Raw genomic sequence first — 15,151 nt, 5'->3', positions numbered from 1 at the left:
GGGATCCATGCCCCCTGGCGTGAAGCCGGTGCCATTCAGCTTGTTGTCTCCATGTGCCGCAGAAAAAAACACGTCCATCCCATACCGAGTCAATGAAGCTCCGCCTGTCCGCCTCCATGATACTGTCTCACAGGAAACACCTGCTTCCGCTGCTGGCTGCATGGGCGCTCTCGGGTGCCGTTCAAGCACAACAGGTCGCCCCCCAAGATAAAGACCGTGCCTGGTTGGAATCGAAAGGGACGCTTCTGTTTGAAGACGACTTCGAGCGTGAGGAAACGGGGAACGGTCTCAAGGATATCGGCAAAGGTTGGGAGAGCGCGACTGCGGACCGGGCTCCCCACATCAAACAGGCGGATCTCGATCAGGGCATTCTCAAGATCTATAGCAACGAGAAGGCCGCGGGGCACGGCATCCACATCCATCACGATGCGGGCTTCACAGATGGCGGCACGACCTTGCGCTTCCGGCTCCCCGGTTTGAACAAAGGAGAGTCATGCATCGTGGGGCACGTTGACCGCGAGCTGAAGAGCGTGCATGCCGGGCATCTCTGCTACGCCTATCTCAATCCCACCAACATCATGTTGAGGGACAGCAAGACCGGCATTCACGATCTCAAGGTTCAAGCGCGTCGTGCAGAGTTCCTTAAACGGAAGGAGAAGCTGCCGCCGGATCTCGATGCTTTTCTGCAGACCAAACAGAAGGTGGTGTCATGGAAGGCAGACAATGAATGGCATGAGCTGACGCTCGTGTTTGAGGGCGACGAAATGCGTCTCAGCGTGGATGGCAAAGTCCTCGTCACACACCGCTCTGAGGGCTTCGCCCATCCCATGAAACGGTGGCTGAGCTTTGGAGCAACCAGCACCCTGTGGATAGATGATGTGAAGGTCTGGAAGGTGAAATAGAGCGTGAAAACTGCCACCCGACTTCACCCATGTGGCCCCCGCGCACCAGTGTCGTTCATTGTGTCTGGATGTCCCTTGCCCTGTGGCCAGGCCTGGGCCTCACGCTTAATGCAGCGGAATCCGTCAGAGCAGTCATGCCCGAGCGGCATCAAGCCCTCTTGAGTGAAGTTTGTCTGGGCTGTCATGGTCCGGAGAAACAAAAAGGGAAGTTCAGAGTGGACGATCTGCCCCTGACCCTCTCTGATCCGCAGACGGCTGAACGTTGGCAGAAGGTCTTGAGTGCCATGAATTCCGGAGAGATGCCTCCGGAAGATGAAAAGCAGCCATCCTCCCAGGCAAAGACCGATTTCTTGGATGACCTTGCGAATGTGCTGGTGACAGCACGGCGTGCCCTGAGTGACCAGCGCGGAGTGATAGCCTTGCGGCGGTTAAACCGGAGGGAGTATCAAAACACAATGCGCGTCCTCCTGGGGGTGAATCTGGATGTGAGCCAGTTGCCTGCTGATTCAGGCGGGCCCCACTTTGACACCGTAGGGGCTGGACTCTTTGTTACGGGCAACCAGTTCGAACTGTATGAGTCCATGGCCCAGCAGGCTTTGGACCAGGCATTCAACGCCAGGCTGGCGGGCACCCAGCCGAGAAAATTCCGGGTCGAAGTCGAGACGCTTCATCAACTGTTCGCAAAGAAAAACAAAGAGGGGCTCGGCAGGCTGGAGAGGGCCATGAAGTGGATCCAGGCGGTGGATGGCGCAGTGAAACGTCCTGAAAATGCGGCAACCGTGGCAGGCCTCCGCAAGATCGCGGCCAACGCTGATGCATTGCGATACCATTGGAAGAAGATCTCAGGCGCTCCGAGCCCGATGCAGTTCGGCTTCGATAAAACTTCAGAAGTGAATCCAGCGGGCGTTTACGTGGCGCGTGATCACGCGGAATTTGTCCAGTACGACCGTTACTATCTCGGCCTTCCGAATCTGGACAAAGGCGCCTATCTGACGGTGGCAACGCGGGAAGGGGGCGGCAACAACGTCACTGCTGCCCCGGGGTTGACCATCCCCGGCAACTTCCCCCCCGGTGACTATGTGGTCCGGATTCGTGCAGGTGCGACGGCCAATGCTCCTGCTGATCGCAGGTTTATTGAATTTGGGCTCAAAGGATCCAAGGGAATATACACTCCCGCCCTGAGCACCCATCACGTTACGGGCACCGTGGCAATGCCCCAGGTGATCGAAATCCCCTTCACTTTCAGTCAGGACAATATCGATTCCCGCTTTCGAAACCTTTTTGTCAGGGAGCGAGGCTTCACCGATGGCAAGAATGATGAGAGGGTGAAGGACGCTTTCAAGCGGAACGGGTTTGGCCCGGAAGTCGCGCTATGGATTGACTGGATTGAGATCGAGAGCCGACCAGCACAGGATGGCGGGGTGCCCCCGGGCGTTCGAGTTCTCGATATTCCGTTGGATGCCAAAGTTACGAATGTCCCCAAGGAAAAGCTCCAGGGTGCGTTTGAGGCGTTTGTCCGTGAGGCCTACCGCGGCGTGCCTGCTCCCGCGGGGACTGTGGAGCGCTTGATCCGTATCTATGACTCACGGATCAGCGCTGGAAAGACTCATCGGGCGGCCGTGGTGCAGGCACTCTCCGCAGTTCTTTCCTCACCCCGGTTTCTGTATCGTGCGGAGCCGGGAGATTCGGCCTCGTCGCGCAGTTTGAGCGGTCTCGAACTGGCGACGCGGCTCTCCTATTTTCTTTTGGGTGAGCCCCCGGATTCCACCCTCCGGGAGCTCGCGGTGAGAGGCGACCTGTTGCGTTCTGAGGTGCTGTACGCGCAGACAAACCGCCTGTTGCACCATCCTAGATCGGGGCAGTTCGTGCGGCCATTTCTCACGCAATGGCTCCACCTGGAGCGCCTTGACCTCTTTCAATTCAACCAGAAGCTCTTTCCCCGGTTTGATGTCTCCATGAAGGCAACCGCCAGGGATGAAGTTTACGAGACCTTCACGCATCTGTTGAGAACCAACGCGCCGCTGAGCGATCTGTTGCGCGCCGACTATGTGGTCGTGAACGGGTTGCTGGCCAACTATTACGGAATGCCAGGTGTGTCCGGAGACCGGTTTCAAAAGGTGGCAATCCCTGCAAACTCCCCACGAGGGGGGCTGCTCGGGATGGCCGCGATCATGGCGATGGGAAGCAACGGGGAGCAGACCAATCCCGTAGAACGGGGTGCATGGGTCCTGCGGAAGCTGCTTAACGAACCGCCCCCTCCGGCTCCTGCCAACGTGCCCGAGATCACCCGTCTTGCCGGAATGCCCCTGACCACCCGCGAGCGCCTTCAGGCACACCAGGAAAATCCCCAGTGCGCCAGCTGCCACCGGAAGATTGATCCCATAGGCATTGGTCTTGAGAATTTTGACGCCACCGGAATGTGGCGCACGACGGACTCGTATGTCCCCGTGAACGCGGAGGGCAAACGTGATCCCGCACTAAAGAAGACCTGGACTGTTGATTCCTCATCCCTCTTTTACAAGGGGGCCGCATTCCGCAATTATTTCGAGATGCGCAACGTGATCGCGACCAAGCGGCGCAACTTTGCCAAAGGGTTCTCCTCCGCGCTGATTGAATACGCCTTGGGCAGGCCCTGTGGATTTAGTGATGAGCTTCTTGTCGAAGCCATCATCAAGCAATGCGAGGCGAAGAACTTTGCCACGCGCGAGTTCATTCACGCTGTCGTCCAGAGCAAAGAGTTTCGCTCCAAATAACCCCCCCGCCCAAAGAGGATCATGAACACCCCGCTCAATCGTCGTCACTTCCTGCGCACGAGCACGGCCCTCATTGCCCTGCCAACGCTCGATTCACTGGGCTTCCGACGCTTTGCATCGGCAGCGCAGAGTCCAGCCAGTGCCCCCCGTCCCAAGCGGCTCGTTTTTCTCGGGTTTGGCTGGGGGGTCACAGAGCACTCATGGTATCCCAAGATGGATCAACCAGGGAGCCATTACACTCTCCCTGAAGCTCTCGAACCGCTTGCGCGGCACAAGGCTGACTTCAGCGTGGTGCAGGGGTTGTTGAACAAATACAATTCGAACGGTCACTACGGCAGCACTTTCTGGCTCACGGGGGCGAACGAATTTGGAGTTCCAGGGCAGAGTTTTCACAACACCGTTTCGGTGGATCAAGTGGCGGGAGAGTATCTGGGGAAAGACTGTCGCTTTGAGTCCTTTGTCCTGGACTGCGGGGCGGCGGCGAGCGGATCCGGGCATGGGCAGGGTCTCTCTCTGTCCTGGGACGTTCGAGGAAAGCCCATTGGAGGTCCCAAGAATCCAGTGGAAGCGTTTCACCGTCTGTTTGCCAAGGACACGACCCCTCTGGCCCAGCAGAAGGCCCTGCTGGCGCAACGCCGGAGCATTCTTGACAATGCGCTGGAAAGCGCCCGGGAACTGCAACGAAACCTCTCCAGAACAGACAATGCCAAACTGGATGAGTACTTCCAGGGCATTCGCGACATCGAAAGCCAGTTGAGCCGTGACGAGCGCTGGCTCGGTGTGCCCCATCCCAAGCCAACTCTGGATGAGCCTGAGGCGAATCTCGCAGGCTATGACGAGATAAAGCTCATGTATTCGATCATGGCGGCGGCACTGCAGACTGACAGCACCCGGGTGCTCACCTACCGGCAGCCCGTCAGCACGTTGCTGACCAGTCTGGATGTTCGAATCGATGCTCATACGATGAGTCACTACCCTGGGAAGGGACCGGAATATCTTGAAGTGTCGAAAAAGAGAGACCTCGCTCAGAGCACGCTGCTCGCCGGGTTCTTGGATCAACTGAAGTCCATTCGCGAACCCGATGGCAGTTGCCTGCTTGACCACACCACGGTGGCGTATGGGAGCAATATCCGGACGGGTCACAATCTTGACAACTGCCCCACGCTGCTCGCTGGCCGGGGCGCGGGCATCAAGCTGGGCTCCAACATCGTCGTGTCAAAAGACACGCCTTTGTGCAATGCGTGGCTCACGCTGATGCAGGGTTCCGGGGTGCCCGTGCAACGTCACGGTGACAGCACCGGCATCATCAAACAACTTCTGGCGTAGGAGCTCCGCCCCACACACATGAATGCCCACTTCTCGACCGACGGGCAGCAGCGCCCCGCAAGTCAAGCACACGAGCAAGGTGCAAGGGCGGGCGATGCTGCGCGGGTCCTGTGAGCATGGCGGGATGGAGTCATTGAGCGAGCGCCGCCTCAGAATCTGGGAGGCGCTTCCCAAACCCGAATGGCCGCAGACGCGAGCAAACCTGACCCCGAAAGGGTGAAATTCCCAGATCCGGCTTTGTCATCAAGCGCAAAGCCCAGATGCCTGACTCACCCCAGCGTGCTCGCAACTGCCCATCAGTATCTGGCGGAGCCGTTTATTTGCACTGAAGGCCGATATCAGATTCCTGCTGCACCCGGTCTTGGGCTTGTCTGGAATGAGAGCTTTCATGCCCTCTGTTCACGATCCTTCACCTGTGAGGTCAAGATGCAATTCCCGGTTGCTCCGCCCAAGGTGATGGTGAGCGTATTTTTTCACAGGTGAGGTGTGGGCATAGGCGGCTGCTGGAGCGGTTTCTTGGGCGTTTGCTGATTCTCCTTTTGCCGCCGTCACTGCGGCTTGGGGAAGGGCCTGAGTCCGGGCGTCCGGGCCATACGGTAGTAATCCACAAAAAGAGAAAACGGGGAAGTTGCCTCATGGCAAGCTTCCCCGTCGTTTGAAGTGAAGGTCGTGTTTGTCCCTCGTGAGCCAGGAGTGCCGACTTACCTGCGGCGCTTCACGGCGAATGCCAGCATCCCGAGGAGCAGCAAGAGTGCCCGCGAGGGCTCTGGGATGGCTACTGCCGAGATCGTGCCATCGATGGCGAACTGGCTGATGTCCCAGGCATAGCCACTGCCTGCGATGTCTGGCAGGTCAAAGCCAAGGTTGTCATCTCCATTTCCAAACAGGAAGCCGCTGTAAGAGGCGGCGTAGTACCGGGAGTTGAAGGTGGTCGTGCTCATGCCGGTCCAATCCAGGAGATCAAAGGTGGTCTCCGCGGCGGGCAAGTAGGATTCTGCCGTGACGGTGAGATCGCCATCGAAAATGAGTGTTCCATCGGAGACGCTGGAGAAGTCAAGCATGTCTCCCAAGCCTCCGGGGTTGATGCCAAGGATCACCTTGCTGCCTGATTTGAAGTCGAAGTAACCAGGGCCTGTCTTGGCCTCGAAGGACAGGGTGCCATAATCGCTTTGGGCGGTGCCGTCACCTGCGTAAATGGTGGAGCCGCTCTCCGCAGTGAAGGTCGCGCCATTGACAAGACCCGTGCCTGAGATTGCGCCGCCGGACTGGATGGTCACGGCACCGCTGCCCGTCCTCCCCCCGAAGCCCAGTCGGCCTACTTGCAGCATGCGCCCGGATACCGTGGTTGTCCCCGTGTAGCTGTTGTTTCCTGAGAGCACCCAGGTCGCGAGCCCCGTCACGTTCACATTGGTTTTGTTGATGGTGCTGTTGTCAACAATCGCACCTGCAATCTCGCCGACGCCCGTGGAAGAGCCTGACAGCGTGAAGGTCTTTTCTCCGCCGCCGGTGGCAGTAAAGCCGCTGGTAAACTTAAGGAGCCCTGTGCCCGCATGTTCAATGGTGGCGTTGCCTAAGAGCAGATTGACCACCCGGTCCGTTGTCTCACCAGTACCACTGTACTTGAGGGTGGTATTGAGGGTTGCCGAGCCGATGCTGATGGTGCCTGCGGATACTGAAACGGGAGCCCCAAGGCTGCTGCTTGCCGTGCCTCCAACCACGCTGTTAAGCGAGACGACATCGACGATGGCACCTTGAATGTTTGTGACACCGGTCCAAGTGTTTGCTCCGCGAAGAATGACGGTCCCTCCGCCGCTATTCCAGAAGTCAATGCTGTTGGACGTGCCATTGGCGATCTCTGCATTGATGGTAAGAACACCGCTGGTTCCTATGTCGCCGGCATTGGCGTTCATCTTGAGCTTGGCACCCCCTGTTGCATTGATCGTGCCACCGGTCCCGTTGATTTGGACGGCGCTCACATCGGTGGCCAGTTCGATAGAACCGGTGCCGGTGCTCACTCCGAGAATCCCCACCGATGAACCCGCGCCAGAGAAGATCGTCTTTGCGGTGTTGGTGACGTTAGTGGTGCGATTGGATGCCGTGTTCCATGTCCCGCTAAATTCCATGTCATTGCTGCCGCCAATGGCGAAGGTTCCTGCGGTATTGGTGAAGTTGTTGGCAATTTTGTCCGACCCCGTCAGGGCCTTGGAAGCCAGAAGAGTAGCCGTGCCGCCCCCAGCGTTGACGGTGCCCGTGCCAAAGGCTGCCTTGTCCTGCAAGGTCACCGCCACACCCGTTAAATTGGTGCCGCCCGTGTAGGTACTGGCGGATGTCAAGGTGATGGGGGTGCCTGCACCTCCACCCGTCTTGTTAAGAGTGAGGGAGTACGAGCCGCCGGACTCGCCAATGGCTCCAAGGATCATGGGCGCTTGCGAGTTTCCGCCGATGGTCCCATTGCCCGTGAGCGTGGCCGAGGAAAAACTCACGACGTAACCGTTTCCTCCTACGGTGGTAAGTGTGAACGCCCCCAGGTTGAGATGCCCAAAAGCGAGCGTTTTGTTCGCAGTGGTGCCACCTTGCCTGGTGTAATTCAGCGTGGAGGCGGCTGTGACGTCCATGTCATTTCCCAAGGTGAGGATTTGAGCCGTGGTATCCGCACCCGCGCCCATGCGAAGGTTCAGCGTCCCTCCTGCCAGAGTGATTTTGCCAGAGCCAAAGGGGTTGATCGCTGCGGTCGTCGTAGCGCCGCTGTAGGCGGTCACGTCATTGCCCTGGAGCGTGCCTTGCTTCACGGTGGTGCCGCCGCTGTAAGTGTTGGAGACGGTAGGGGTGAGTTGGGTGGTGATGCCCGCCGCATCGTGAATGACGGCGACCTTGCCGCCAGTGCTGACTCCGTCGTTATCCAATATCTGCCCCGCATAAGTTCCGTTCGCCGCCCCGGTGCCGATGGTGATGGTGGAGGTGCCGCTGCCGGAATTGTTCACAATCTTCGCCGTGCTGCTGCTTGTGCCGGAAAAGCCTTTTACTGTCTGGTTCGTCCCATTCAGGTCGAGGATGGCATTCGCTCCGCTCAGCCGCAGGGCACTGCTCGCGCTGAGGAGCCCGGCACCTCTGAGGCGGAGCGTGCCGTCCGCAATGTCCGTGACCCCGGTGTAGTTATTTCCTGAGTTCGTGAGATCCACGCGTCCGGCTCCTGATTTGGTAAAGCCACCGGAGCCCTGTGTCAGTGCCTGGCTGAAGGTGAAGGTGTGGGAGCTATCGACGACCTCTATCGCGACCAGCTTGTTTGTGCCGTAGCTGACCGTGCGGCTGGCGAGATCCGCCAGCCCGGTTCCCGTGACCCGCAGTGTGCCTCCATCAAACGTGAAAGTGTTGCTGGCATCCCCCAGGTTGGCACTTGTAGAAACGCTGAGCGTTCCTGCGGTGAGAAGGGTGATGCCTTTGTAGCTGCTGTTGCCGGTCAGCACCCAGGTGCCAGAGTCCAGCTTGGTCACGCCTACCAGCCCAGTGCCGTTGTCCAGGATCGCCACGGCCAGCGTATTGTTGCCGGTGTTGGTGCCCCGCAGTGTCAGCGTGCGGGTTTGGTCGGCCGCTCCATAGGCAAGAGAGCCCGTGTTGGTGAACGTGAGGATTGCTGCGGTGGTGGTGCCGTTGGCCGAGATTGTGGCCCCGTGTCCGACAGCGCTGCCGTTGATGGTGAACAAGCGGTCTGTGCTGGCCGCGGATGTGCCGGTCCAGCTCAGAGTCGTACCATTGGCAAGCAGAAGGTTAGAGGCTGCGTTGGAGGAGATGCCCAGCACATCGCTGGCTCCACCCGCATTGCCCAGGTTGGCGGTGAGGGCCAGGGTGCCGCCGAGGACCGATGTGGCACCGCTGTACGTGTTGGCACCACTGAGGGTTAGCGTTCCGCTTGTTATCTTCGAAAGCGTGCGCACCCCGCCGGACTCGCCAATGTTCCCCGTGATGAAGCCGCCGTTGAAGAACCCGTCGCCTGCTCCGGAGATGTCTCCGGCCAGCGTGATGTTTCCGGCGTAGATGCTGTTGTTTTCCAGGCGCAGTTGCCCAAGCGACTCTCCGGTATCACCACCGCCGAGCGTGAGCGCCCTGTTCACCGTGATGCCGCCGCTTACGTAGAGGGTCCCATTCTGGGCGACGTTGATCGCTGAAGCTGAGGTGCCGCCGGTAGTCGCACTAAGCTGAAATTTGCCCCCTGCGGTGCCATCACCAATGTTCAGAATGCCGGTGAATCCGCTCAGATTGCTTCTGGTAAAGGTGGTGGTGGCACCGCCGGCCCCTAGCATGACGTTGATCGTCCCTGAGCCGCTAATGTCCCCCACGGTGAGATTGAGGCCGCCAATGAGCTTCAGCGTGGTCCCCTCTGCCACGAATACAGTGGCGGTGGTGGCGTCGCCCAGGCCTCGTGACGTGGTGACCTCAATCGTCCCTTCCAAAAGGTGAGTGCCGCCGCTGTAAATGGCGGAGGTGGCGGGACCGCCCCCCGTGGGGATGGACATGGTAAGCGTGCCCGCTCCGGTTTTGATCAGGCGCGAAGTGTCTCCAGCCTTGTTGCTGATGTTGTAGGTCACCGTGACATTGCCGTTGGCCGTATTGACCACCAGTTCATTGGTGGAGCCGACGTTGACGGTGTTCGCCATCGTCAGGGTGCCGCCGCCCACGTTCATAATCCCATTGGTCGTAGTTGGGTTCGTGACGGTGCCCGTAGCGCCAGTGTAGCGCAGGGTGTTGAAGGAGGCCCCCGCCCCGAATGCTCCCGCTGCGGCCAGTTCGTAGTTTTCCGTGCCGGCAGTGCTGGTGACGTTGGCGGCCGTTGCTGCCGCCGTTCCTGTGTATGCGATGATGTTTCCGCTGTTGACGGTCGCATAGCGGGTGGATGCGCCTGTGCCGATGGTGGCCCATGCCCCGATGATGCCCGTGGCACCATTCAGAATGTTGGTTGTCGAGACGGTACCGTCACCCTGTACATTCAAGACCGCGCCCGTGTTGCGAGTGAAGACGCCGGTATGCAGGTTAAGGGTCCTGCCCGCCGCCACTTTCCAAGATTGCTGGGTGTTGCCCAACAGCGAGAGCCCCGAACTGAGGGTGAGATCAACGGCGGCACTGCTCATGTCGATGCCGGAAGCTCCCAGCGTCAGGGTGTTGGCACCGCTTATTTCAACGGCTCCTCCAGGATTGAGCACGGACAGCCCCCGCCAGCCTGCGTCTGCCCCAAGGTTCACGGTATTGACGCCCGTGACGCTGCTGTCCCACTGGGCGACATCATTGGTCCCCGGTACAAGCCCCCCGCTCCAGCTTGTTCCAAGATTTAACGCGTCGGCATTGTCGGCCTTTATGATCGTATCACCATGGGCCGAAGGCAATGCCATGCAGAAGGCTGCGATCACACCGCAGCCCCGAGAGAGATGTTTGTACCAGTTGAAATCGCGGATCATGACGGGAGTCGGGTTCGTTGACGGATAAAACGACTCCGAATGTCACGGGCGATGAAGCGGTGGCCATGATGTTCCGCGCCATTTGCCTGGTGGTATTGCGCTGCACTGAAGCAGAAAAGTACAATGGCTTATAACTGGATCCGACCAGGGCTGTCGGAAGCTTGCATTAGCGAAGTTGTTGGATCCGTGGAAAGCAAGAAACAAGCGCAGGTCGTTAGAGCGCCGTCGTGCCAACCACCTCGGATGGTTGTTCTCAAGTTGGCAGCGCCACTGGGTCCGGTGGTTACAGTTGCCCAAACGCACCCCGGACACATCTTGCCAAAGTGATGGCTGAGGCAATACAATGTAGGCGCAATAATTCATGACTTAACCGCAATTCGTCATCCACTTCTGCCCTGGGGCAGGCACTCTGACGACGGATGCAGTCAGCAAAGAACTGGGGTGCCTCTCCAGGGCCTTGGGGCTGCAGCCAATGATATCTCCTGCGGATCGTTGGACCTTAGGCTGTGATTTGCACTATGAAGGGAGGGTGATGGGCCCGCTCTTTCTGCAGATCCGCATCCTTTTCACTCCTGATCAGCAGAGATAGTGGCCCGCGACCGTGTGTACTTATGCCCCAACTTACAGGTGCTATGAGCAACTATCCCAGAAACAAGCGGTCGTCCAGATGGATCCGCCGCCAGGCCGGCATGGCGTTGGTGTTGGTGCTGGTCATTGTCACGCTGCTGATGGGGCTTGTGCTGGCGATGTTGTCCATGGGCTCGTCAGAATCCAGGGCGTCGGCTGGCTTCAGCCAGATTGTCCAGGTGCGTCAGCTCACAGACATGCCGGTCAGTATCGTCATGGGCCAGATCAGGCAGGCCACGACGGAGTTGGGCATGGCCAAGACCTGGGCGTCCCAGCCGGGAATGATCCGTGTCTTCGGGAACCAGGCGGGCTCCATCCCTGGACGGTCCGATCTGCAATCTGTGTGGCGGTTGTACTCGGCAGAGAAAATGGTTCAAGCGGGTGACACCTTCGATGCTCTTAAAGAGGTCGAGAGTCTGGCTCAGTGGAGGGAACTGCCTGCCCAGTTCGTTGATCTCAATGAGCCGGTGGCTAAACTCAGCGGGAGCGGGACGGTGGAATACCGCTACCCCATCGTCGATCACAGCTTGCTGGGCGGGGTGGGGGATCCGGCCGTCAGCAAGATGGATGGCTTTAGCCTTTCCGCGTCTGCGTCAGTGCCGGGGGTGACTCCGCAGCAGCCTCTTCCCATGCCCGTGCGCTGGCTCTATGTGCTGCAGGACGGGCGCATCGTGGTGCCCGCTGAAGGAGAGGGGGGCAAGGCGGTCTTCAATGCCGCGGAAGTTACGGCCAGCAATCCCATAGTCAGCCGGATTGCGTTTTGGACTGATGATGAAAGCTGCAAGGTCAACATCAACACGGCGGGCGAAGGGACGGGTTGGGACGTGCCTCGATCCTCAAGCTGGTCGGATCGGAATTTTGCCTACTTCCCTCCTGCGCAAAATGAGTTTCAGAGATATCCCGGCCATCCAGCCATGACGAGTCTGGGGGTGGTTTTCCAGGCGTTTGACGAGTCTTATGAGTATCAGTATCCCCAGGTCATCGCTTCCGGGATGGTGGCCAACAAGGAGAGCTACACAGCATGGCTGGGGAAGCTCTACGCTTTGACTCCCAGACTTCAGCTTGGCGCCCCCGGCGAGGGCTCCCGCGGGGGCACGGAGGAGCCTAAATCTGCGACAGGCATTCCGTTTAAGCGCGAGAGACTCTTCAGCACGGTGGATGAATTCTTCTACGGATCAACGCTCGACAGTCAGGGGGTGAGGCAACCCAATGCAGCCGGGGGCGTTATTGACAGTGGTGAGCTGGAGGCCAGTCGTTTCTTCCTCACAGCCCACAGCCGTGCCCCGGAGGTCAATCTCTACAACCGCCCGCGCATCTCCCTGTGGCCCGTGCAGGCGGACAAGGCCAAGCGCACGGCCAAAGACAATTTGCTCAACTTTTGTGCCAGCATGGCTGGCAAAGAAGGTGGCTTCCAGAGAGCGTCCACGTGGGAGAACCATACAGACAAACAAGGATCGTCCCAAAGTCAGACAGCAGACTTTCAAATTGCCCGGAACCAGGAACAGCTCAGTTATCTGCAACGACTGACCAAGAAAGCTGCGCCGGGATTTGGCAGTGCCACGTTTGACGACAAGTATGGCAGCCTGAACCGCAACCAGATCTTGTTGAACATGTTCGACTTCATCCGGTGGGGGGTGAATGCGTACAACCCTTACGAAACACCCAAATACCACTACCTGCCGCCCCGGGCCTACACGAAGCTCAATCCTGAGTTTCTGGCTGAATCGACAGCGGTGCCGGTGACCGCGAGTGGTACTCCTACGGAAGCCTATCCACAAACGCTCAAGGCATTCGGTCAGTATCCTTCAATTGTAGAGGCGGCCGTGGTTTTCATGGCTACGCAAGCGGAGATGGTCGATGACGGGACGGGGACTGGCGGCAAAATACCCAAGGATGTGGCGGCTCCCTTGGACGTGTCTGACAAAACCACAAGCGTGATGGCGTTTCTTGTCCTGCAGCCTTTCATCCCTACGGTGGGCATGCCTCCGCGTAGCCCCAATGTGCGCTATCGGGTGCTGGGATTGGAGAGATGGAAGGTGAATGGCAAGGATCTTGGCTTTCACGCCAGTCCTGTAAACCGGGTCTGGGTGCCGGCAGGTGATACTGGCGACGGCGGACATGCCACAGCTTACACTTCGCTCAACTCGCAATTCTTCAAGGCTCGTAAGGGAAGTAAACCCGAAGACGTCATGAAGAACGTTGTCCCGGGCGGAGTGGGGGCCGACGAGACCAACTCTTTCCCGTTCGCCAGCAGGGAGGTGGACGTCTCCACTGACGATGCCCTCCAATTTGAGGGAGGACCCCTCTCCATTGAGATTCACACAGGTGCGGGCCCTGCGGGGTCGTTCAGTGCAGCCACCCTGGTGCAGACTGTCAGACTGGACTTTCCCTCCGCCGGACCGTGGCCCATGCCGACGGTGCGAATGAAGGCCAGCATGACCTCCAACGCCGACTGGGCCACGGCCACCCAGAGGATGAGCCTGCAGAATCGGTTGCATACTAGAGACATCCTCAACAACATCATCTGCTACGGGGACACGGTGCGTTCGGTCATCTCAGGCTCGTCCAGCCCGATTAAAGGAGACTACCGCCTGCTCTGCGCCCTCAAAGAGGTGCCGAAGGAGTACTTCTCTCCCCACGAAGACTACGCCGATTCTGCGGTGGAAGAGGCGCAGTCCCTGAGGCACGCCGGGACAACCTTCGATGGCCACTACGGTCGCAGCCACGACGTGAATTACTACACTCATGGGAGGCAGCATGCGTGGAAGATAGCAGGGTATGAGATAGGACCCCGCAGACAGGTGTTGAAGTCCTATGGTCTGCTCCGGGATGTCAAGTACTGGCAGGACTGCCAACCTGCGACTCCTGGAAAGCTGGACGGCGCGTACAATGTGGATGGAAAGCCAGGGGATTGGGACACGGGCACTGGAAGGACCGAGGATGGCCCGTACATCAACAAGATCGATGACGCTGGGGTCACGGGGAATACTACAAAGGTTCAAAATGGTTATTTCTCAAGGAATGGCTTTACGGAGGAAACAACGGGTCGGTTTTACTCTCCCAACCGCCAGATCTGCTCGGCGGTAGCCTTCGGCTCGCTCCCTTCTGTGATCCATGCCGATCCTCCGGGGGGCATCCCTGCCCCCGCACCCTGGCAGACGCTGCTTTTCTGCCCCAATCCGCCTTCTCGCGAGACTCCCTCTCTTGAGGAGCCGAAGCCAGGGGACCACTTTGGATTCCGCCCCCCCCATGACCACCTTCTTCTCGACTTCTTCTGGATGCCTGTGGTGGAGCCTTATGCCATCAGCGAGCCGGGATCCACGGCGGGCAAGATCAATCTGAATAGTCAGATCATGCCATTCTCTTATATTGAGAGAAACACTGGCCTCCATGCCGTGTTGCGCAGTTCACGAATCTCGGCGCTTCCTGCCGAGATCGCTTGGGCAAAAGATGCCACGGCATCTGGTGCCAATGGGACACAGAAGAGGGAGTGTTACAAATCATCCGACAACTGGTTGAAGTTCGAAACCGTGTATGAGGTCAACGCCAGGGAGACGATGAAAGGGATCCGAAGCCGCTTTGCGAAGGGGGACATTTTCAGGAGTGCGTCGGAGATCTGTGACATCTTCCTTGTGCCCCAGCCATTCGCGGACCGCACCTACTACACGCGCCCCGGAGGTCCGCCCAGCTCATCTCCCAACTACGAGTCCATGGTGGCCTGGTGGAACGGTAACCTTAACACCCAGATGGACGGTTTCGAGCTGACGGGAGACAATATGCGCGAGTCGCCCTACAACCAGCTTTACCCGCGGCTGACCACCAAGTCGAACACCTACACGGTGCACTACCGGGTGCAGACATTGAAGAAAGCCCGTTCCAGCGCTGCGGCCACCTGGGATGAGGCGGTGGATTTTGTTTCCGCGGAACAGCGAGGCTCTGTGCTTCTGGAGCGGTATCTTGATCCTAATAACGAGAAACTGCCAGACTTCATCAAGGATGAGCTTCCTGAACAAGCGCTGGATGATTATTACGGCTTCCGTGTTATTTCAAAGAAGACCTTCGCTCCCTGAGCGGCCACTTGGTTGCCGGATCACCT

General features: G+C 58.7%; 5 protein-coding genes. 4 read left to right on the top strand and 1 reads right to left on the bottom strand.

Features of this window, described 5'->3' with window-relative positions; all coding sequences use genetic code 11:
- Positions 1 to 116 precede the first annotated feature (116 nt).
- The 3 genes from VSP_RS38215 to VSP_RS30810 all read left to right on the top strand — a co-directional run bounded on the left by VSP_RS38215 (position 117) and on the right by VSP_RS30810 (position 4,981).
- Complete coding sequence (locus VSP_RS38215; RefSeq protein WP_157211154.1) at positions 117 to 902, top strand: LamG domain-containing protein; 786 nt, start codon at positions 117 to 119, stop codon at positions 900 to 902.
- Positions 903 to 970: 68 nt separating this feature from the next.
- Entirely contained in the window at positions 971 to 3,655 is a 2,685-nt protein-coding gene (locus VSP_RS30815) for a DUF1592 domain-containing protein (RefSeq protein ID WP_009965588.1), read from the top strand.
- Positions 3,656 to 3,676: 21 nt separating this feature from the next.
- Positions 3,677 to 4,981: a DUF1552 domain-containing protein gene (locus VSP_RS30810; protein WP_009965587.1), complete on the top strand. Its 1,305-nt coding sequence runs from the start codon at positions 3,677 to 3,679 to the stop codon at positions 4,979 to 4,981.
- A 701-nt stretch (positions 4,982 to 5,682) separates the two neighbouring features.
- Here VSP_RS30810 and VSP_RS30805 read toward each other — a convergent pair.
- On the bottom strand, positions 5,683 to 10,428 hold the full coding sequence (locus VSP_RS30805) for a beta strand repeat-containing protein (RefSeq protein ID WP_009965586.1): 4,746 nt from the start codon (positions 10,426 to 10,428) through the stop codon (positions 5,683 to 5,685).
- 632 nt (positions 10,429 to 11,060) lie between these two features.
- On the opposite strand from VSP_RS30805, the gene vccA reads away from it, so the two are divergent.
- Positions 11,061 to 15,125, top strand: a complete 4,065-nt coding sequence (vccA, locus tag VSP_RS30800) for a Verru_Chthon cassette protein A (protein WP_029190893.1) — start codon at positions 11,061 to 11,063, stop codon at positions 15,123 to 15,125.
- Positions 15,126 to 15,151 lie beyond the last annotated feature (26 nt).

This window comes from Verrucomicrobium spinosum DSM 4136 = JCM 18804 (assembly GCF_000172155.1).
Taxonomy (GTDB): Bacteria; Verrucomicrobiota; Verrucomicrobiia; order Verrucomicrobiales; family Verrucomicrobiaceae; genus Verrucomicrobium; species Verrucomicrobium spinosum.
The sequence above is the reverse complement of the archived record's forward strand: the minus strand, read 5'-3'. Positions and strand labels throughout refer to the sequence as shown.

Excerpts from the sequence above, each read along its gene's own strand:
- VSP_RS38215 (WP_157211154.1), top strand. The coding sequence starts at position 117 with ATGATACTGTCTCACAGGAAACACCTGCTTCCGCTGCTGGCTGCATGG.
- VSP_RS30815 (WP_009965588.1), top strand. The coding sequence starts at position 971 with ATGTCCCTTGCCCTGTGGCCAGGCCTGGGCCTCACGCTTAATGCAGCG.
- VSP_RS30810 (WP_009965587.1), top strand. The coding sequence starts at position 3,677 with ATGAACACCCCGCTCAATCGTCGTCACTTCCTGCGCACGAGCACGGCC.
- VSP_RS30805 (WP_009965586.1), bottom strand. The coding sequence starts at position 10,428 with ATGATCCGCGATTTCAACTGGTACAAACATCTCTCTCGGGGCTGCGGT.
- vccA (WP_029190893.1), top strand. The coding sequence starts at position 11,061 with ATGAGCAACTATCCCAGAAACAAGCGGTCGTCCAGATGGATCCGCCGC.